The 19,129-nt window shown below is 73.3% G+C and carries 21 protein-coding genes and 1 pseudogene; 12 read left to right on the top strand and 10 right to left on the bottom strand.

Features of this window, described 5'->3' with window-relative positions; translation table 11 throughout:
- Positions 1-45: 45 nt before the first annotated feature.
- The gene (gene glnII, locus ACZ597_RS13690) at positions 46-1,065 is read right to left on the bottom strand and encodes a glutamine synthetase (RefSeq protein ID WP_471328666.1); all 1,020 of its coding nucleotides are present in this window, start codon (positions 1,063-1,065) and stop codon (positions 46-48) included.
- A gap of 211 nt (positions 1,066-1,276) precedes the next feature.
- Between glnII and ACZ597_RS13685 the strand changes: the two genes are divergently transcribed.
- Entirely contained in the window at positions 1,277-2,185 is a 909-nt protein-coding gene (locus ACZ597_RS13685; protein ID WP_471328902.1) for a Gfo/Idh/MocA family protein, read from the top strand.
- Here ACZ597_RS13685 and ACZ597_RS13680 read toward each other — a convergent pair.
- On the bottom strand, positions 2,178-2,705 hold the full coding sequence (locus tag ACZ597_RS13680; RefSeq protein WP_471328664.1) for a hypothetical protein: 528 nt from the start codon (positions 2,703-2,705) through the stop codon (positions 2,178-2,180). The genes ACZ597_RS13685 and ACZ597_RS13680 overlap by 8 nt on opposite strands.
- Before the next feature lie 143 nt (positions 2,706-2,848).
- Between ACZ597_RS13680 and ACZ597_RS13675 the strand changes: the two genes are divergently transcribed.
- Positions 2,849-3,781: a GDSL-type esterase/lipase family protein gene (locus tag ACZ597_RS13675; RefSeq protein WP_471328662.1), complete on the top strand. Its 933-nt coding sequence runs from the start codon at positions 2,849-2,851 to the stop codon at positions 3,779-3,781.
- 81 nt (positions 3,782-3,862) lie between these two features.
- On the opposite strand, the pseudogene ACZ597_RS13670 reads toward ACZ597_RS13675, so the two are convergent.
- Together ACZ597_RS13670 and ACZ597_RS13665 are read right to left on the bottom strand one after the other, a co-directional pair.
- Positions 3,863-4,081 (bottom strand): annotated as a pseudogene (locus ACZ597_RS13670) (ATP-binding cassette domain-containing protein); the annotation flags it as partial.
- Positions 4,082-4,173: 92 nt separating this feature from the next.
- Positions 4,174-4,566: a VOC family protein gene (locus ACZ597_RS13665; protein ID WP_471328660.1), complete on the bottom strand. Its 393-nt coding sequence runs from the start codon at positions 4,564-4,566 to the stop codon at positions 4,174-4,176.
- 96 nt (positions 4,567-4,662) lie between these two features.
- Between ACZ597_RS13665 and ACZ597_RS13660 the strand changes: the two genes are divergently transcribed.
- Entirely contained in the window at positions 4,663-5,307 is a 645-nt protein-coding gene (locus ACZ597_RS13660) for a TetR/AcrR family transcriptional regulator (RefSeq protein ID WP_471328658.1), read from the top strand.
- A gap of 327 nt (positions 5,308-5,634) precedes the next feature.
- Here the strand turns inward: ACZ597_RS13660 and ACZ597_RS13655 are convergent, their stop codons facing one another.
- Positions 5,635-6,087 (bottom strand): MarR family winged helix-turn-helix transcriptional regulator, encoded by a 453-nt coding sequence (locus ACZ597_RS13655; protein ID WP_471328656.1) that lies wholly within the window; start codon positions 6,085-6,087, stop codon positions 5,635-5,637.
- 65 nt (positions 6,088-6,152) lie between these two features.
- On the opposite strand from ACZ597_RS13655, the gene ACZ597_RS13650 reads away from it, so the two are divergent.
- Positions 6,153-7,007: an alpha/beta fold hydrolase gene (locus tag ACZ597_RS13650; RefSeq protein ID WP_471328654.1), complete on the top strand. Its 855-nt coding sequence runs from the start codon at positions 6,153-6,155 to the stop codon at positions 7,005-7,007.
- A gap of 27 nt (positions 7,008-7,034) precedes the next feature.
- Here the strand turns inward: ACZ597_RS13650 and ACZ597_RS13645 are convergent, their stop codons facing one another.
- Together ACZ597_RS13645 and ACZ597_RS13640 are read right to left on the bottom strand one after the other, a co-directional pair.
- Entirely contained in the window at positions 7,035-8,249 is a 1,215-nt protein-coding gene (locus tag ACZ597_RS13645) for an alpha/beta hydrolase (protein ID WP_471328652.1), read from the bottom strand.
- A 147-nt stretch (positions 8,250-8,396) separates the two neighbouring features.
- Positions 8,397-8,780 (bottom strand): ArsC/Spx/MgsR family protein, encoded by a 384-nt coding sequence (locus ACZ597_RS13640; RefSeq protein ID WP_471328650.1) that lies wholly within the window; start codon positions 8,778-8,780, stop codon positions 8,397-8,399.
- A 106-nt stretch (positions 8,781-8,886) separates the two neighbouring features.
- Here ACZ597_RS13640 and ACZ597_RS13635 point away from each other — a divergent pair, with 106 nt between their 5' ends.
- A complete protein-coding gene (locus ACZ597_RS13635) occupies positions 8,887-9,144 on the top strand; it encodes a hypothetical protein (RefSeq protein ID WP_471328648.1) in 258 nt (85 codons plus the stop codon).
- Positions 9,145-9,188: 44 nt separating this feature from the next.
- On the opposite strand, the gene ACZ597_RS13630 is transcribed toward ACZ597_RS13635, so the two are convergent.
- Together ACZ597_RS13630 and ACZ597_RS13625 are read right to left on the bottom strand one after the other, a co-directional pair.
- Positions 9,189-10,097, bottom strand: a complete 909-nt coding sequence (locus ACZ597_RS13630) for a nuclease (protein WP_471328646.1) — start codon at positions 10,095-10,097, stop codon at positions 9,189-9,191.
- 52 nt (positions 10,098-10,149) lie between these two features.
- Positions 10,150-11,223 (bottom strand): PP2C family protein-serine/threonine phosphatase, encoded by a 1,074-nt coding sequence (locus ACZ597_RS13625; protein WP_471328900.1) that lies wholly within the window; start codon positions 11,221-11,223, stop codon positions 10,150-10,152.
- A 106-nt stretch (positions 11,224-11,329) separates the two neighbouring features.
- Here ACZ597_RS13625 and ACZ597_RS13620 point away from each other — a divergent pair, with 106 nt between their 5' ends.
- From ACZ597_RS13620 to ACZ597_RS13610, 3 genes are all read left to right on the top strand, one after another.
- Positions 11,330-12,016 carry a VIT1/CCC1 transporter family protein gene (locus ACZ597_RS13620; RefSeq protein WP_471328644.1) on the top strand — a complete coding sequence of 229 codons (687 nt, stop codon included), beginning with the start codon at positions 11,330-11,332 and terminating at the stop codon, positions 12,014-12,016.
- 396 nt (positions 12,017-12,412) lie between these two features.
- The gene (locus ACZ597_RS13615; protein WP_471328642.1) at positions 12,413-13,306 is read left to right on the top strand and encodes a TIGR01777 family oxidoreductase; all 894 of its coding nucleotides are present in this window, start codon (positions 12,413-12,415) and stop codon (positions 13,304-13,306) included.
- 162 nt (positions 13,307-13,468) lie between these two features.
- Positions 13,469-14,743: an FAD-dependent oxidoreductase gene (locus ACZ597_RS13610; protein ID WP_471328640.1), complete on the top strand. Its 1,275-nt coding sequence runs from the start codon at positions 13,469-13,471 to the stop codon at positions 14,741-14,743.
- Between the two features lie 50 nt (positions 14,744-14,793).
- Here ACZ597_RS13610 and ACZ597_RS13605 read toward each other — a convergent pair whose 3' ends face one another.
- On the bottom strand, positions 14,794-16,233 hold the full coding sequence (locus ACZ597_RS13605) for a regulator (RefSeq protein WP_471328638.1): 1,440 nt from the start codon (positions 16,231-16,233) through the stop codon (positions 14,794-14,796).
- A gap of 173 nt (positions 16,234-16,406) precedes the next feature.
- On the opposite strand from ACZ597_RS13605, the gene ACZ597_RS13600 reads away from it, so the two are divergent.
- The 4 genes from ACZ597_RS13600 to ACZ597_RS13585 all read left to right on the top strand — a co-directional run bounded on the left by ACZ597_RS13600 (position 16,407) and on the right by ACZ597_RS13585 (position 19,121).
- On the top strand, positions 16,407-16,730 hold the full coding sequence (locus tag ACZ597_RS13600; protein ID WP_471328636.1) for a hypothetical protein: 324 nt from the start codon (positions 16,407-16,409) through the stop codon (positions 16,728-16,730).
- Positions 16,731-16,808: 78 nt separating this feature from the next.
- Entirely contained in the window at positions 16,809-17,621 is an 813-nt protein-coding gene (gene lipB / locus ACZ597_RS13595) for a lipoyl(octanoyl) transferase LipB (protein ID WP_471328634.1), read from the top strand.
- 111 nt (positions 17,622-17,732) lie between these two features.
- Complete coding sequence (gene lipA, locus ACZ597_RS13590; protein ID WP_470981676.1) at positions 17,733-18,680, top strand: lipoyl synthase; 948 nt, start codon at positions 17,733-17,735, stop codon at positions 18,678-18,680.
- A gap of 243 nt (positions 18,681-18,923) precedes the next feature.
- On the top strand, positions 18,924-19,121 hold the full coding sequence (locus ACZ597_RS13585) for an SCO2195 family GlnR-regulated protein (protein WP_362470288.1): 198 nt from the start codon (positions 18,924-18,926) through the stop codon (positions 19,119-19,121).
- The last annotated feature ends 8 nt before the right edge of the window (positions 19,122-19,129 follow it).

Genomic DNA, 19,129 nt, shown 5'->3' with positions numbered 1-19,129 from the left:
CCTCCGGGAGGGGAGGGCGGGCGCCGCCGTTCGATCGGGGGCCGGTCAGACCAGGCCGTCCTTCTCCAGGCCCGTGCAGCAGGTGTCCGTGATCAGGCGGGTCACCACGTACGGGTCCACGTTCGCGTTCGGACGGCGGTCCTCGATGTAGCCCTTGCCGTCCTTCTCGACCTGCCACGGGATGCGGACCGACGCGCCGCGGTCCGAGACGCCGTAGCTGAACTCGTTCCACGGGGCCGTCTCGTGCAGACCCGTCAGGCGCTCGTCGATGCCCGCGCCGTAGTTCTTGACGTGGTCCAGCGGCTTGCTGCCCTCGCCCAGCGCCTCGCACGCCGAGATGATCGCGCGGTAGTCCTCGCGCATCGCCTTCGTGGAGAAGTTGGTGTGCGCGCCCGCGCCGTTCCAGTCGCCCTTGACCGGCTTCGGGTTCAGCGTCGCCGACACGTTGAAGTCCTCGGCCGTGCGGTACAGCAGCCAGCGCGCGATCCACAGCTGGTCGGAGACCTCCAGCGGGCCCAGCGGGCCGACCTGGAACTCCCACTGGCCGGGCATGACCTCGGCGTTGATGCCGGAGATCTCCAGGCCGGCGGCGAGGCAGTGGTCCAGGTGCTTCTCGACGATGTCGCGGCCGAAGATCTCGTCCGCGCCGACACCGCAGTAGTAGCCGCCCTGCGCCGCCGGGAAGCCGCCCACCGGGAAGCCGAGCGGGCGGGTGCCGTCGAAGAAGGTGTACTCCTGCTCGATGCCGAAGATGGCCTCCTGCCCGGCGAACCTCTCCGCGACCGGACGCAGCAGCGCGCGGGTGTTCGACTCGTGCGGGGTCATGTCGATGTTGAGGACCTCGCACAGGACGAGGATGTCGTTCCCGCCGCGGATCGGGTCCGGGCAGGAGAAGACCGGCTGGAGGACCCGGTCCGAGGCGTGGCCCTCGGCCTGGTTCGTGCTCGAACCGTCGAAGCCCCAGATCGGCAGCTCCGCACCTTCCGCGAGGATCTTCGTCTTGGAGCGGAGCTTCGCCGTCGGCTCGGTGCCGTCGATCCAGATGTACTCGGCCTTGTAGCTCACGGGACCATCCTGACTCTGCGGAACGCTGCGGTGTTGACCGCAGCGTGCCCCGTGGCGATTTCTCATCCGTTGCCCATGTGTGAACCCTGTGTTACCGGGGTTTACGCCGCAGGTCGGGTGGCTTGATCGAGTCGGTCGCCGTACATTCGTCCGGGTGCGGCAGACTGAGCGGGTGAGCATTTCGTACGATTTGAACTCTTCCGTCGACGGCCTGGGCGACGGCCCCCGCCGCGGCCGCCCCCGCGTCGGCCTGCTCGGCACCGGCCCCTGGGCCCGCCGCACCCACGCCCCCGCCCTCGCCGCGCACGCCGGCTCCGAGTTCGCCGGAGTCTGGGGCCGGCGCCCCGAACCCGCGGCCGAGCTCGCCGACGCGTACGGGGTGAAGGTCTACGAAGACCCCGACGCGCTGTTCGCCGACTGCGACGTCGTGGCCTTCGCCCTGCCGCCCGACGTCCAGGCCCCGCTCGCCGTGCGCGCGGCCGCCGCCGGATGCCACCTGCTGCTCGACAAGCCCGTCGCCACGACCGTGGAGGACGCCCGCGCCGTCGCCGGCGCCGCCGCGGCGCACGGCGTCGCCTCCGTCGTCTTCCTGACGCTGCGGTTCGCCGAGCCGACGGCGGGCTGGGTCCGCGAACAGGCCGGGCGCTCCGGGTGGTTCACCGCCTCCGCCTACTGGCTCGGCGCTGTCTTCCCGCCCGACGGCGAGCCCAGCGCGTACGCCGACTCGCCCTGGCGCAAGAACAAGGGCGGCCTGTGGGACGTCGGCCCGCACGCCCTGTCCGTCCTGATCCCGGTGCTGGGCGAGGTCACCGCCGTCGCCGCCACCAGGGGCCCGTCCGACGTGGTCCAGCTGGCCCTGCGGCACGCCTCCGGGGCCGCCAGCACCGCCGTGCTCAGCCTGGGCGCGCCGCGCGCGGCCGCCGGGGTGGGGCTGGAACTGCGCGGGTCCGAGGGCGTCTTCGCGCTGCCGGACTGGAGCGACGTGCCGGGCGCCTACGGGCGCGCCCTGGACGCCCTGCTCGACGCCGCCCGGACGGGGGTGCCGGATCCGCGCGGGGCGGAGTTCGGGGCCCGGCTGACGGAGATCCTGGCGGAGGCGGAGGCGCAGCTGGCTACTTGATGAGGGCGTTGGCGACGATGATCACCAGCCCGATCGCGGCGTCGGCCAGGCCGACGAGCAGCGCCGAGGTGATCCGGTAGCCGACCCGCAGCGCCACGAAGGCCCCCCAGGCGAACAGCAGCGCTGTGTTCAGGCCGAGCCCGACCGCCGTCACCCCGTACGGCTCCCAGCCCGCGATCTCGGCGAGCAGGAGCAGGAGGAGCGTGGGGAGGGTGGCCGCGATCATCGGCCACTCGTTCCACAGGGCCCGGGCCAGCAGCCGCCACCGGTGCGAGGCGGAGCCGGCCAGGTGGTCGGCCATGTGGTGCGCGTACCCGTGCGCGAGGGCCCCGGCGGCGGCGGTGACGAGGATCCAGGCGGCGTCGGCCAGCGGGGTGTACTGCCCGCCCCGCTCGTCCAGCGCGGCCAGCAGCCCGCTGGCCAGCACGGTCCCGTACACCCCGCCGAACATCCAGTCGGCCCCCCGGCGGGGCGGGGCGGCGGGGCGGGGGGTGTCGGCTGCCTGGGGCTGTCCGGTCATAAAGCTCGGTCCTTTAATCCTGTTTCGTCCGTATTGCTCCTCGGGTCACCCTAGTGGGGAGGGAGGTGGGGGCGGCGTGAAGGCGGGTGCGGACTGGGTACCTTGATCCACACAGCTGATCGATTTCTGAAGAAAGCCGCATCGTGAGCGATTCGCGCCCCCACGTCCTCTTTTCGTTCGGCACGCTGATGGACCCGAAGGTCCAGACGGCCCTCTTCGGCCAGGTCGTGCCCAGTCGTCCCGCGGCGCTGGCCGGGTACACGACCAGGTCGCTGAAGATCACCGACCCGGACGTGATCGCGGCCAGTGGCCTCGACGTACACCTGATCCTGGAGCGCGGGCTCGGCAGCGTGGTCGAAGGGGCCGTCCTCCACCTCACCGACGAGGAACTGGCCGCAGCCGACGACTACGAGGTCGACGACTACGCGCGACGACGGGTGGCCCTCGCCTCCGGCGAGAGCGCCTGGGCCTACCTGGACGCCAAGCCGCTCCGGCCGGCGGCGCGCATCGTGATCGTGGGCGACAGCATCGCCTACGGCCGCTGCGATCCGCGGGGCGGATGGGCGGCCCGCCTGGCGGCCGCCCACATAGCCGGGAACGAGAACGCGCACCGGGTCTTCAACCTCGCCATCCCCGGTACCACCCTGGCCGCCGTCAGCGAGCAGACGCCCGCGTTGCTGGCCCCCCGGCTGCCCGACACGATCGTGCTCGCCGCGGGGATCAACGACTCCGCGGTACCCCTCGCGTCCCCGGACGCCGACGGACTGGCGGACATCACGGACGGCCTCGACGCCCTGGCCGCCACGGCCCGCGCACACAACGCGCGCCTGGTGGTCCTGGGCCCCGTCTGGCTGGACGAAGAGCGCACCGCCGACTACGAGGGCCTGCGTTTCACCCGGGCCCGTGCGCTGGCCCTGCGCGAATCCCTGCGGTCCTGGTGCGCCGAGAACCACATCGACTTCGCCGACATGTGGGAGCCCCTGCGCGACAGGCCCGACCTCCTCGTCGACGGCGTGCACCCCACCCCCGAAGGCCACGAGCTGCTCCACCGGCACCTCGCCGCCCTCACCCGCTGACCGCCTCGCGGCCGGCGCGCAGCTCCAGGCGCGAGCCGTTGAACCGCGACCGCATGCGGCGGTCGTGGGTGACGACCACCAGAGGTCCAGGGTCTGGGCCAGGTATCCGGTGCCGCTGGGCGCCGCGACGGTCAGCTCGCCGCTGTCGAAGCGTTTCCGTCCGGCCATGAGCCGGAGCGGGGTGGACTTCCCGGAGCCGTTGTCACCGATGACGCGGACCTTCTCGCCGACCTTCTCGCCGGGCTTGACGGTGAGGCTCACCCGGTCGAGCGCGACGTGGTCGTCGTACCGCTTGGTGATGTCGTGGGGGGCGAATTGTGACGTGCGCGGGCGAGGGGGAAGCGGGTTCCGGGTGGGGGCTCTCCTTCGTGCGGGGACAGGGCGGGGGTGGTTCAGGCGTCGGCCGGGGCGGCCCATTCGACGAACTGGACGATCACGCCGTTGGGGTCGGTGACCTGGAAGAGCCGTTCACCCCAGGGCTCTTCGCGCAACGGCATCGTGATTTCCACGCCGGCGGCCCGCAAGCGCTTTTCCTCGTCGGCTATGCCGGCGGGGACCGTGAAGGCGAGGATCAGGCCGGAGGCGCACTGGTCACGCTGCTCGGCCGGCAGGACCTCGGTGCCGCGGGCCAGGAGGACGACGTCGACCGCGGCGTCCTGACGCGCCAGGGAGGCGAAGCCCTCGGCGGCGGCCTGCACCGTGTAGCCCAGGTGGGCCGTGAAGAACCGCTGGGACGCGGCGACGTCGTCGACGGTGAGCGAGACGGTGGAGGTGGTGACCCGCAAGACGCTTCTCCAATCAGAAACTTATGACGGGCGTAAAATTATCCCCGCACCCCTCGGGGTGTCAACATAAAAATACAACGAGGGTAAGATTGCTCCATGAGTACAGACGCCACGCCCTCCATCGGCCTCCGGGAATCGAAGAAGCAGGAAACCCGGCAGCTGATCTCCGACCACGCCACCCGGCTGTTCATCGCCCAGGGCTTCGAGCAGACCTCCATCGCCGAGATCGCCGCCGCCGCCCGGGTCGCCAAGAAGACGGTGACCAACTACTTCCCGCGCAAGGAAGACCTGGCCCTGGACCACCAGGACGCCTTCACCGCCTCCCTGGCCCACGTGGTGGCCGGCCGCCGGCCCGGCGAATCGGCCCTCGCGGCACTGCGCCGGGCCTTCGCCGACGCGGCGGCGGCACAGGACCCGGTCGCCGGGTTCTCCGGCCCCGACTTCGCCCGCATGATCGCCGACAGCCCCACCCTCTCCGCCCGCCTGCGCGACCTGCACGACCTGCGCGAAGCCGCCCTGGCCGACGCCCTGGCCGAGGCCACCGGCACCCCCCGCGACGACACCACCCTCCGCTTCGCCGCCGCCCTGTTCGGCGCCGTGCACCGCACCCTGTTCCGCCGCATCCAGGAACTCACCCTGGCGGGCGAGGGCAGCGCCCGCATCTCCGCCACCGTCACCACGGAGGCGACCACCGCCTTCGCCCTGCTGGACCCCGCCCTCGCGGACTACGCCACGGCGTGACGGGCCCCCTCGCGCCCGCGCGCTTCCCGGCGGGGCTGTCAAGCCCCGGACGGCCGCCGGACGCCGAGCAGGGAGGAGCGCGTAGCGATCTGGGGCGCCGGGTGCTCCGCAGGGCGCTCTGGTCAACCTCTCGTGCGGGGAGCCGCCCCCGGCCCCTCGCCTCGTCGCTGGGAGACCCGCCGCGCGGAAAGGGCCTCGCCCATCAGGTCCTCGAAGGCGCGCTGCGCTGCCCGCACGTGCTTCGGCTCCGGCTCGTCGGGGCCGTCGCCGCTGCGTGGGGCGTGTCGGACAGGCTCGTCGGCAAGACCGTGTGGGCCGAGTGTGCCCTCAGGGGGTGAACGCCTCCCGGGCCGCGGTCAGGAAGTCGCGGATCGTCTCCCGCTCGGCGGGGGAGAGGGGGGTCAGGGCCCGGGCGACGCCGTCCAGCATGGGGCCGAAGAACTCCCGGCCCAGGGTGACCGCCTCGGGGCGGACCCGCAGCAGGACTCGGCGGCGGTCGCCGGGATCGCGGACCCGTTCCACGTGGCCCAGGCGCTCCAGGCGGTCGACCACCGCCGTGGTGCCGGCCGAGTTGAGGCCGAGCCGGGCGCCCAGGAGGCCCGGCGTGGCGGGCTCGGCGGCGCGGCCCGCGTCCAGGAGGCAGACCAGGGCCCGTACGTCGGTCGGGTGCATGCCGTTGGCGGCGGCGAACTCCGCCTGACGGAGGCCGAATTCGACGGTCACCGCGCGCAGCAGGTGCACCAGCTCCAGGTTCTCGTCCTTGCCGTCCTTGTAGCCCACCGTGCCTCCAGCCTAGGATCTCTCGTTGAGCGAGATTATCGTTCACCGAGGGATCGGAGCCGGTCATGTCCCGCACCCCATTCCGCACCGCCTACGACGAGGCCCTCGCCCAGTGGCCCGGACCCGTCGAGGTCGTCGACGTGCCCACCCCCTACGGAGTCACCCGCGTCAACAGCTTCGGTCCCGTCGGGGCGCCGCCGCTGGTGCTGCTGCCCGGCGGCGGGGCCACCTCCACCGTGTGGGGGGCCTGTGTCGCGGCCGGGCCGGGCCGGAACCGGCGGGTGCACGCCGTCGACCTGGTGGGCGAGCCCGGGCTCAGCGTTCCGGCGCCCGGGCGGCCGCTGCGCCGCGTCGAGGACCTCACCGCCTGGTTCGAAGCGCTGCTCGACGGCCTCGACGGCCCCGCCGCCGGCCCCGTGACGCTGGCCGGGCACTCCTACGGGGCCTGGATGGCCGCCCACGCCGCCGCCCACACCGCCGCGCGGCGGCCCGGGCGCCTCGACCGGCTCGTCCTGCTCGACCCGACCCAGGTCTTCGCCGGGCTGCGCCCCGGCTACGTGCTGCGGGCACTGCCGATGCTGGCGCGGCCCACCCCGGCGCGGATCCGCTCGTTCCTCGCCTGGGAGACCGGCGGGGTCCCCCTCGACCCCGCCTGGTCGCGGCTCCAGGAGGAGACGGCCGCCTTCCCCACCGTGCGGCCGGTCACGGGCCCGCGCCCCGACCTGGCCGGGCTCGGGGAGCTGCCGGTGGAGGTCCTCTTCGCGGGGCGGGCCCGCTGCCACGACCCGCGCCGGGCCGCGGACGCCGCGCGCCGGGCGCTGCCGGGCGCGCGGGTCGACGTACTGCCCGGCGTCTCGCACCACGCCCTGCCGCTGACGGCGGCCGCGGAGATCGCCCGGCTCCTGGCCCCGCCGGCCTGAAGGCCTCGGCCGGACCTCGGCCGGGCTTCAGCCGACGTTCGGCTTGGGGCCCTTCATGACCTTGCTGAGGGCCTCCAGGCCCTGTTCCTTCATCCCGCGGACGTAGTCCCAGCCGTTGTGGTCGCCGCCCTTGATCTCGTAGAGGTCGATCTTGACGGGGCCCTTGCCGTTCTCGCGCTGGAACTTCTCCAGCCGCTCCCGGCCGCCCTCCTTCGTCCCGTACTGGAAGTTGACGTAGACCTCCGGCCCCTTCGACTGGATCAGCTTCTGGGCCAGCTTGGCGGGGTCGTTCGCGTCCATCTCCGCCTTGTTGCTCTTCCACAGCGGGGAGTCGGGGGCCGTCTCGCCGCCGTTCGCGATCACGCCCCGGAACTTCTCCGGGTGCTGCATGACCTGCTTGAGGCCCACGAAGGCGCCGGAGGAGTTGCCCATGATGGCCCAGCCGTCGCGGGACTTGTACGTACGGAAGTTGGCCTTGGCCAGGTCGGGGACGTCCTCGGCGATCCAGGTGCCCATCTTCGGCTGCCCGGGTATGTCCGAGCCGTCGTAGTAGTTCTTGCTGTCGGGGTTGAGGAGCGGCATCACCAGGATGAAGGGCAGGCCCGTGCCCTTGGCGGAGGCCTCCGCTATCGCCTTCTGGAGGCCGATGTTGGGCATGGTCGCCCAGTAGTTGTCGGGGTAGCCGTTGCCGCCGGGCAGGGCGATCATCACGGGGAAGGCGCTGTTGGCGTACTTCGGTTCGTCGTACTCCTTGGGCGTCCACACCCAGACGTCGCCCTCGAAGCCGGACTTGGCGCCCTTGAGGCGGGTCTTCGATATTCGGGTGCCGTCGTCGAGCTTGGTCGTCTGCTTGAACTGTGCGGCGGGGCCGGCCGGCAGCGAAACGTCCGGGTCGGGGCCGGTCGCGGCCGCACCGCCGGAGGCCGCGCCCTGGGCGGGGGGCTTGGGCTTGGCGAAGCTGACCTCTTCGCCGTTGCCGTCGAACCAGTCCGTCCCCCAGTACGCCCAGCCGCCCCCGCCGGCGAGCAGCGCGGCGATCACGGTCGCCCCGATCCAGAGCTTGGCCTTGGACCGCTTCGGCCGGCGCGGGCCGAACGGCGGCTGCCCGCAGTGCGCGCACAGCTCCTGGGCGCCGGGGCCCTGGCCGGGCCCCTGTCCCTGACCGGGACCGTGGCCCATGGGCGGCTGCCCGTACGACTGCTGCTGCCCGTACGGCGATGTCTGCGGGTACTGCTGCTGCAACGAACTTCACTCCGTGCGGTCGGGGCTGCCCAGCGGGCGAGCGGCGGTGTCTCCCTGCCAGTCCTGATGGGAGAACGTACCGTCCGGTTGCAGAACAGGCAGAATTTGCCTCATTTGTTCAGTTCTGGGGTGCTTGTCTCCGGGCGGTCATCCGTGGTCGGTCCCCGTGCGGGAGAGGGCGTCGCGGACGGCCTCCTCCGAGCGGGCGACCACGGCCGTGCCGTCCTCGGCGGTGATGATCGGGCGCTGGATCAGCTTCGGGTGGGCGGCGAGGTGGGCGATCCAGCGGCCCCGCGCCTCGTCGGTCCCCTCGCGCGGCAGGTCCCGTACGCCGGTCTCCTTCGCGAGGGCGTCGGAGGTGCGCGTGATGTCCCACGGCTCCAGCCCGAGGCGGCCCAGCACCTCGCGGATCTCGTCCTCGGACGGTACGTCCTCCAGGTAGCGGCGCACCGTGTAGTCGGCGCCCTCCGCGTCCAGCAGGGTCAGTGCGCTCCGGCACTTCGAACAGGCGGGATTGATCCAGATCTCCATGCCCGCAAGGGTAGTCAGACTCTGTCCGGCCAGGGCTTTTGTCAGTGCCCCCCGGTAAAATCGAAGGAGAACGACAGGAAGCCAACTACCGTTTGGGAGGCTGTAGATGGCCGCTGCCGCGATCATTTCGATGCCCAAGAAGAAGCCGCTGCCGGCGGGCCTGCCCCGCGAGTGGTACGAGAGCCACAACCGCCGTCTGAAGGCGATGCGGCTGGCGATCTCCCTGCTCGACACGGGGACGTACGACGCCAAGCGCGCGACCAACCGCAAGATACGCACGATGGCGGTGCGGGTGGGGATCCGCCGCCCGTCGAACGTCACCTGCCGGATGGTCCGGGCCTTCATCGTGGCCAACGGCGGCTGAGGCTGGCAGGGGCGGCGGCCGGCCGGGGAACGGCCGGCCGCCGCTCACTTCTCCACGAAGACGATCTCCGTCGGCGGATGGGTCATGCTCACGACCTGCCCGTCGACCTTGACGACGTGGTGCATGCCGTTGAACACCCCGGGCTTGCCCGGGATGTAGAACCGGTCCTCCCAGGCCCCCGCCAGGTAGGCGCGGAAGCAGGCGAGGGAGGGGTTCGCCGGCTCCAGGTCCAGGTAGTCCTTCAGCCTGCGGAAGAGCTTCGGGAGGATCACGGCCCCTTCCTTGGCGGTGAGCGAGGACAGGTTGACGACCTCGGCTCCCTTGAGGGTCCTGTCCTTCTCCCACACGCCCTTCTCCGCGGCCCGCGCCGCCTCGGCAGCGGCGTTCAGGGAGGCGCGCAGCACCTCGGAGAAGCCGCTGTAGTGGGTCGGGTAGACCAGGCCGTCCGCGACCAGCTGGTAGTTGACCGTCTTCTTCAGCGCCTCCTCGTCGACCTCGACCTCGTAGCCGTTGAACACGGGCGGGAAGCCCTTGCCGACCAGGGCCACGCACCGGCCGAAGACGTCGGCGCCACGGGTGAGGATGAAGCCCTGGACCGTCTCGGGGATGGTGCTGATGATCTTCTCGGAGTCCTCCCCGGCATCCTCCCCGGCCCGGTGGAAGTCGGTGAAGCCGACCGCCTTCAGCAGGGCATCCGCCGCCGCGTGGGCGAGGGGCAGGGGCTGGTGCTGCACGCCGGAGGGCGATTTCCTGTCGCCGTAGTGGGTCTCCAGGGCGTCGACGCCCTCCAGGCGGATGGAGGCGTTGCCGAACGCCCCCGGTACCACCGGTCTGGGCCCCGGGACGAGTTTCCAGTCGGCCACGTCGTCCGGGGTGAAGGAGAGGGTGTCCCCGTCGGGTTTGGTGCCCTTCGCGCGGAAGGTTCCCCTGATCAGCAGCATCGGCATGGACATGGCGGCTCCCATGGGTGTCGGGACGAGGACGCACCGTGCACGCCCCCTGAAACTAGGGAAGCCCCGCACCGCCGGACAACCGCTGTTCGGGCGACAGCAGCAGCAGCGCCACGTCGTCGCGCGGGCCGCCGCCGGTGAAGGCCGCGAGGTCCCGCCACACCGCCGGGACCAGACCGGCCGGGTCGTTCGCCAGCACCGGCACCCGGACGGCCAGCGGGTAGAACTGCCCGGCCGCGTCGCGCGCCTCGGTGACCCCGTCCGTGTGCGCGAGCAGCCGGTCGCCCGGCAGCAGCGGCAGTTCGGCCACCGCCGGGAGGGCCGGTCCGGTCAGCCCCAGACCCAGCGGGGGCCCCGGCTCCACGGCCACCTCCGTGACCGCGAACTCCCGCAGCAGCAGCGCCGGCGGATGCCCGCACGACACGACCCGTACGAGGTCCAGCCCGGGCGGGAACTCCAGCAGCAGCGCCGTCGCGAACAGCTCCGGATGCGCCACCGAGTCCGCGGCCGCGTCCGCCGCCAGCCGCCGGTCCAACCGGGCCGCGACCGCAGCCAGCTCCCGGTCGTCCAGGACCGCCTCGCGGAACGCGCCGAGCAGCGAGGCCACCGTTCCGACGGCGGCCAGCCCGTGCCCCTGTACGTCCCCGACCACCGCCCGCACCCCGTACGGCCCGGCCCGTACGTCGAACAGGTCGCCGCCGACCAGCGTGCCCCGCTGCGCGGCCCGGTACAGCCCGGCGCAGCGCACCCGGCCCACCCGCTCCGGCACCGGCGGCAGCACCGCCAGCTGGGCCGCCTCGGCGACCGTCCGCACGCTGACCAGCTGGGTGTCCCGGCGCCGCCGCACCCAGGCGATGATCACGCTGAGCAGTCCGACGGTGGCCACGGTGGCCAGGTCGGAGCCGCGGGCGTGCCCCACCCTGAGCTCGGGGATGCCGAGCAGCAGCAGCACGAGCGCGCCGAAGACGGCGGTGCCGGCGGGCCCGTACGCGAAGGCGGCCACGGCGGGCAGGGCCGCCAGGAAGTAGCCCAGCTCCTCCGTGCGGGTGGTCCACTGGGTGAGGCAGAGCGCGACCAGGGCCACCGCCGGCGCGATCCGGGCCCAGCGCGGCGGCGGCGCCCCCTGCAGCCAGCCCGGCTCCTCCCGTCCGCGTCTCACCCCTCCACCCTGGTACGGCGGCCCGTGCCGCGCACGCCGGGTGGCCCTGTCGGGCGCGGGCCGCGACAGTGGTCGCGTGACGGATACGCAGAGCGCGGCGATCAGCACCCGGCTGAACTGGCTGCGGGCAGGGGTGCTCGGCGCCAATGACGGGATCATCTCCACCGCCGGTCTGGTCGTCGGCGTCGCCGGTGCCACCACCTCGCGCACCGCGATCCTCACGGCGGGCGTGGCCGGGCTGCTGGCGGGCTCGCTGTCGATGGCGGCGGGCGAGTACGTGTCGGTCAGCTCGCAGCGGGACTCCGAACGGGCGGCGCTGGACCTGGAGCGGCAGGAGCTGGCGGAGGAGCCGGAAGCGGAGCTGGACGAGCTGACGGAGCTGCTTGCCGCGCGGGGCCTGAGCCGGGAGCTGGCCCGGGAGGCCGCCGAGCAGCTGACGGAACGCGACGCGCTGCGGGCGCACGCCCGGGTGGAGCTGGGGATCGAGCCGGACGAGCTGGCGAACCCGTGGCACGCCGCCTTCGCCAGCCTGGTCGCCTTCACGGCGGGGGCGCTGCTGCCGCTGCTGGCGGTGGTCCTGCCGGGGGCGTCGTGGCGCGTGCCGGTGACGGTGGTGGCGGTGCTGGGGGCGCTGGCGCTGTGCGGGGTGGTGAGCGCGCGGCTGGGCGGGGCCCCCGTTCCGCGGGCGGTCCTGCGCAACGTGGTGGGCGGGGCCCTGGCGATGGGCGTCACGTACGCGGTGGGGCGCTGGCTCGGCCGCTGACCCCGCGGGGCGGGCGGCTACCGCTGCGCGGTGCCGTCCCCTACCCGCCCTTCCACCCTTCCCCGGGCTGCGTCCGGACCCCTTGCAGGGGCTCCGCCCCCGCACCCCCGCGCCTCAATCGCCGGCGGGGCTGGAATTCGCTGCGCGAATCCAGCCCGCGCGGCGTTTGAGCGCAACGGGGTCAGGGGCGGCGCCCCTGGGAACGGTGGAAGGGCGGGTAGGGGACCTCGCCCCGCGCAGCGGCCACCCACCCGCACGCGACCCACGGGCCCCCGCCGCCCGAACCGGCCCCGCCCCGCACCCGACGGACGGAGCCCGGCGCAGCGGCGCGAAGCCGGGGAGGCCGCCTGCGGGCGAGCCGCGCGAGCGGCGCGTTGAAAATGCAAACCTGGGCCCATGCGCATCGCCATCACCGGAGCCTCCGGACTCATCGGCAAGGCCCTCGTCCGCTCCCTCCACGCCGACGGGCACGACACGGTCCGCTTCGTGCGGCGTGCCCCCGCCCGGGACGGGGAGGCGCGGTGGGATCCCCGCAGCGGGTACGTGGACCCCGACGGGCTGCGGGGGTGCGACGCCGTCGTGCACCTGGCCGGGGCCGGGGTCGGGGACCACCGGTGGACGGACGCGTACAAGCGGGAGATCCGCGACAGCAGGGTGCTGGGAACCGCCGCCGTGGCCCGGGCCATGGCGGCGCTCGACGACCCGCCGCCCGTGCTCGTGTGCGGGTCGGCCGTCGGGTACTACGGGGACACCGGGGACAGGGCCGTCGACGAATCCGCCCCCGCCGGGCAGGGTTTCCTGCCGTCCGTCTGCGTCGAGTGGGAGGCCGCCGCCGCCCCCGCCCGGGAGGCCGGGATCCGGACCGTCTTCGCCCGCACCGGCCTGGTGGTAGCCGCCGGGGGCGGGGCCTGGGGGCGGATGTTCCCGATCTTCAAGGCCGGTCTCGGCGGGCGGCTCGGCAGCGGCCGCCAGTACTGGTCTTTCATCTCCCTGCACGACGAGGTCGCCGCCCTGCGGTTCCTGATGGAGACGCCCGCCCTCGAAGGCCCCTTCAACCTCGCCGCCCCGCAGCCCCTGACCAACCGGGAGGTCACCGCCGCGATGGGCCGCGTACTGCACCGCCCGGCCCTGTTCGCCGTCCCCGCCCCCGCCCTGCGCCTCGTACTCGGGGAACTCGCGCAGGACGTGCTGGGCAGTCAGCGGGCGCGCCCCGCCCGGCTGATGGAGTCCGGGTTCGTGTTCACGCACCCCGGCATCGAGGAGTCGATCAGGGCGGCCATGAACAGGTAAAGGCGGGAGCAGGGGTGTGATCGTGTGCGACCGTTCGTGACCCGTGTGCGACCGTCGTGCGACCGGAGTTGTGCGCAATCCCCACCCGGACTCGGGTTCTCCCGGAGCCCGTTGGGGGAAGGAGGATCCCCACACAGCCGCGCCGACCTCGGGGAGGGGCACGTGCTCAGCAGCTCACACCATGCCGCACATCACGCGGACGTCGTCATCGTAGGAGCCGGAGTCTCAGGACTCGCGGCCGCGCACCACCTGATCGCGGCGGGGGTCGCCGTCAGCGTCCTGGAGACCGCCGACGACCCCGGCGGCCGCATGGCCACCGAAACGGCCGACGGGTTCCGGCTCGACCGGGTCGGCCAGCTCCTCAACACCGCCTACACCGAACCCGCCCGCACCCCGGGCCTCACGAACCTGGTCCTGCGCCCCTTCGCCCCCGGCGTCCTGGTGCACGGCGCCGACGGCAGGCAGCAGCGGGCCGGGGCCCTGACCCCCGCCCGCGCGCTCGCCAGCGGCTCCCTCGACCAGGCCCGCTTCAGCGCCGCCCTCGGCCGGCTCGCCGCACTGCCCCTGGAGCGCGTGCTCGCCCGGCCCGAACGCACCGCCCACGCCGCCCTCGGCTCCCGCGGCCTGCCCCCGCGCACCGTGGCCGGCGTCCTGCGCCCCCTGCTGTCCACCCTGCTCCGCGACCCGGAGCTGACCACCTCCAGCCGCGTCGCCGACCTCGCGCTGCGCACCTTCGCCAGAGGCCGCCTCGCCGTGCCCGAGGGCGGCGCCGCCACCCTGCCCGGGCTCCTCGCGGCCGCCCTGCCGCCCGGCACGATCCGCACCGGCATCCGGGTGCGGTCGGTGGCGACGAACCTCGTCACCACCGAGGAGCACGGCGACTTCGGCTGTCGCGCCGTCCTGCTCGCCACCGGCGCCCGGGCCGCCGCCGAACTCCTCCCGGGGCTGCGCGTCCCGGCCTTCCACGAGGTCACCGTCATCCACCACGCCACCCCCGAACCCCTGCCCTGGGACGGCTCCCTGCTCCTGGACGCCGACCCGAAGTGGCCGCTCGCCCACACCACCGTGATGAGCGCCGTCGACCCCACCCGGGCCCCCGCCGGCCGCGGCCTGGTCACCACCACCGTGCACGGCCCGCCGCCGCCCGCCCGGACGGTCGCCTCCCGGCTCGCCCGGCTGTACGAGACCTCGACGCGGGACTGGGAGCCGCTGGCCGTCCACCACACCCCGGAGGCCGTCCCGGCGATGCCCCCGCCCCACGACAGGCAGCGGCCCGTACGGGTCCTGGCCGGGCTCTACGTCTGCGGGGACCACCGCGACTCCAACACCGTCCAGGGCGCCCTGCACTCCGCCCGCCGCGCCGCAACGGCCCTGCTGCGCGACTTCGGCATCCCGCTGCCCGCCCGGCCGGAGCCCGCCCTCCCGGCCGCCGCCTGAGGGACACCGGCCGCGGGCCCGGCCCCGCACGGGGGCCGGGCCCGCCCCGGTCAGTTCAGCGCCGACACCCGGTCCCGGTACGTCCGCACGGCCGCCGCGTCCCGGTACGGCTCCAGCCGCCGCTCGAAGTCCCGTACGTACTCCACCGCGCGCACCGACCGCATCTCCATCGCCTGCTGCGCCGCCTCCGCCCCGAGCGCGCACGCCTGGTCCAGCTCGCCCAGCCCCAGCCGCGCCGTGGCCAGCACCACCCGGCAGAACAGCCGCGAGCGGGCGAACCCGGGAGCCCGCAGCTGGAGCGAGCGCTCCGCGTGCTGGGCCGAGGCCCGGTACTGCTGGAGGTCCCGGTGGCAGTGCCCGAACTCGTCCGCCAGCTGCCCCTCGTCGAACAGCCGGGCCCAGTGCGGTACGTCGTCCCCCGGCCGGGCCGCGCCCAGCGCCCGCTCCGCCCGCACCAGCGAGGCCGTCGCCGCCCGCACCTCGCCCAGCACCGCGTGCCCCCGCGCCTCCGACGCGTGCAGCAGCGACTGGACCACCGGCGGCGGGCCCGAGCCCACGCCCTGCTGGGCGACCCGGGCCAGCTGCACCGCCTCCCGGCCGTGCCCCAGGTACACCGCCTGACGGCTCATGGTGATCAGCACGTAGGACCCGTACGGCCGGTCCCCGGCGGCCTGCGCCAGCCGCAGCGCCTGGACGAAGTACCGCTGGGCCAGCCCGTGCGCGGCGATGTCGTACGAGGTCCAGCCCGCGAGCCGGGTCAGGTCGGCGGCCGCGGCGAACAGCCGGCGCCCGGTGGTCTCCCCGTAGGTGCCGCGCAGCATCGGCTCGGCCTCGTGCTCCAGGTACCGCACCAGGGCCTGCCGGGCGTGGCCGCCGCCGTAGGTGTGGTCCAGGGTCCGGAACAGCTCGCTCACCGAGCGCAGCGCCGCGATGTCCCCGCTGGTCACCCGCTGTCCGGGCCCCCGGTCGATCTGCCGCTGCCGGGGCACCGAGGTGCGGCCCTGGGCGGGGACCCGGTGCGCGGCGGGGTCGGCGCCGCGGCCGACGCGCTCGTCGGCCCGCCCGATGAGCCAGTCCCGGCTGGGCACCACCAGCCCGGCCGGGGTGAAGGCGATCTTGCGCAGCTCGGCGTGCGAGCCGGAGTCCTTGCGCCACAGCCCGCTCGCGATGTCCACGGCCTCCTCCGGGGTGGCCGCGAACTCCAGCCCGGCGTACACGGGGGCGCACGCGTCCAGGCCCAGATCCTGCGCCGACAGCCGCCGCCCCAGGCGCCGCGTGAAGACCTCCGCGATCAGCGCCGGGGTGGTGCCGCGGGGCTGCTGGCCGCGCAGCCAGCGGGTCACGGAGGTTTTGTCGTACCGCAGGTCCAGACCGTGTTCCAGACCGAGCTGGTCTACACGGCGGGCGAGCCCGGCGTTGGAGAACCCGGCTTCCGCGATCAGTGCCGCGAGCTGCCGGTTGGGGACACGCTGGGCAGGTCGTTCGGTCATCGGCTCCACGGTTTCCGTACGTGACGGACCGGGGTCCCGGCCCTGTGAACGGCGTGAATGTAGCGGCCAACTCCGCTCACACCGCCCTCTCTGCCCCACATTCATCCGATCGTGTGCAGAATGGGTAGGGCTCTTTACGGACCGACCCACCCTGTCCGCGTACGCTGCGCCACATGACCCGTCGGCCCCCCGGGGCGCACCTCCCCGATCCGTACGCGGAATCCACCGCCCCGCTGCCCGCCCCCGAGCTCACCGAGGCGGAGTGCCGCCGCTGCGGCACCTACATCGCGGGACTGGACGGGCGTTACGCGTGCGGGGTGTGCGGCTGGGTCAACGACCACTCCGAGGGCCACCGCAGGCTGCCGAGGGCCGACGAGGACCCGGACCGCCCGCCCGCGGGCCGCAGGCGCCCCCGCCGGCTGCCGGCCGGCCCGCCGCCGGAGGCCGGTCCGGAGACCCGCCCGGGGGCTTGTCCGGGAGCCGAACCGGGGGCTTGAAGGGCCGCGCACGGGTCGCCGTACCCTTGACCGGAGTGCGATACGTGCACACAGCAGGTTCAACGAGGAGGCGCTGCGGTGACTGAGCTTCGGTTTGTCCATCTGGGCTTCGGGCCGGAATCCGTCGAGTACACCGAGGCCTGGGAAGAGCAGCGCCGGGTGCACGCGGCCCGCTTCGCGGACGAGATCGACGACACCTGCCTGATGGTCGAGCACGAGCCGGTCTACACCGCCGGCCGCCGCACCGACCCCAGCGAGCGCCCCCTGGACGGGACCCCGGTCATCGACGTGGACCGCGGCGGCAAGATCACCTGGCACGGCCCGGGCCAGCTGGTCGGCTACCCGATCATGAAGCTGCCCCGCCCCGTGGACGTGGTCGCCCACGTGCGCCGCCTCGAAGAGGCCCTGATCCGCACCGCCGCCGAGTTCGGCCTGGAGACCACCCGGGTCGAGGGCCGCTCCGGCGTCTGGGTGCTCGGCGACCCCGTGGAGGAGCGCCCGAGGATAGGCGGCCTCTCCCTGGACTTCACGGTGCCCGCCACCGACGCGCGCACGGGTGACGACGAGTTCGACGCCCGGCTCCACGGCCCCGAGTACGCCCCGTCCAACGCCGGCCAGCGCCGCGAGGACCGCAAGCTCGCCGCCATCGGCATCCGCGTCGCCAAGGGCGTCACGATGCACGGCTTCTCCCTGAACGTGAACCCGGACAGCACCTGGTTCGACCGGATCATCCCGTGCGGGATCCGGGACGCCGGTGTGACCTCGCTCTCGTACGAACTGGGCCGCGAGGTCACCATCGCCGAGGTGCTGCCGGTCGTCGAACGGCACCTGAAGGACGTGCTGGAGCAGGCCGAGCTGAAGCCGCGCGAGGTCGAGCCGGCCGCCGGCTGAGCGGTCCGGGGGAATGCCTCCGGGCGGACCCCGGTTGGCGGACGTAAGAGCGTACGAATTACGGGCGTACCCTGGTGGGCGCCGAAGAATCGAAGTCACAGGGAGCCGGTCGTGTCCGCAGTCGCACCCGACGGACGCAAGATGCTGCGCCTGGAGGTCCGTAACAGCCAGACCCCCATCGAGCGCAAGCCCGAGTGGATCAAGACCCGGGCCAAGATGGGTCCCGAGTACACCAAGATGCAGGCCCTGGTGAAGGGCGAAGGACTGCACACGGTGTGTCAGGAAGCCGGCTGTCCGAACATCTACGAGTGCTGGGAGGACCGCGAGGCCACCTTCCTCATCGGTGGCGACCAGTGCACCCGGCGCTGTGACTTCTGCCAGATCGACACCGGCAAGCCCGAGGCCCTGGACCGGGACGAGCCTCGCCGCGTCGGCGAGTCCGTGGTCACCATGGACCTGAACTACGCCACCATCACCGGCGTCGCCCGCGACGACCTGGCGGACGGCGGCGCGTGGCTGTACGCGGAGACCGTGCGCCAGATCCACCAGCAGACGGCCGGCCGCGAGGGCGGCCACACCAAGGTCGAGCTGCTGGCCCCCGACTTCAACGCGGTCCCGGAGCTGCTGGAGGAGGTCTTCGCCTCCCGCCCCGAGGTCTTCGCGCACAACGTCGAGACCGTGCCGCGCATCTTCAAGCGCATCCGCCCGGGTTTCCGCTACGAGCGCTCGCTCGACGTGATCACGCAGGCCCGCGCGTACGGCCTGGTGACCAAGTCCAACCTGATCCTGGGCATGGGCGAGGAGCGCGAGGAGGTCAGCGAGGCGCTGCGCGACCTGCACGCGGCCGGCTGCGAGCTCATCACCATCACCCAGTACCTGCGGCCCTCGCCGCGGCACCACCCCGTGGAGCGCTGGGTGAAGCCGGCCGAGTTCGTGGAGCTGGCGAAGGAGGCCGAGGAGATCGGCTTCTCTGGTGTGATGTCCGGCCCGCTGGTCCGGTCGTCGTACCGCGCCGGTCGCCTCTACAACCAGGCGATGGAGAAGCGCGCCGCGGTCTGATCCGACGGCTGCCTGACTCAGCGTGAGTGTGAGCTCACGCACAATACTTACCAACCGGTAACACCGCATCGACGCGGCCCCTAGGCTCTTTTCGTGTGAAGAGCCCGGCGGGTCGCGTCTGTGTTTGCAACGTGTCAATCACATTTGACCGACCGGTCACGCCCTGGTAACACCAGTCAGTGACGCTGGATCCACGCACCGCACACGCCGACGATGCGAGCAGCGAGAGTAGGGGTCGACATCATGCAGGCCGCGCCAGTCCGCGCCATCGCCATCCCGTCCTTCAGTGAGGCCTTCCGCGGCCTGGAATCGCTGCTCATGAGCGGTGCCCGGCGCAATGCCTGGGCGGCCGTCCTGGAGGACCGCCGCCGGGCGAAGGACCGCGTGGAAACCGAGCACGTACTCGAGGCCGCGGCGACCCGGACCCCGCAGGACACGTAAACTTCGCC

It is taken from the genome of Streptomyces sp. NPDC040718, assembly GCF_055593565.1.
Note: the sequence above shows the minus strand (reverse complement) of the source record. Positions and strands in the feature narration are given on the sequence as shown.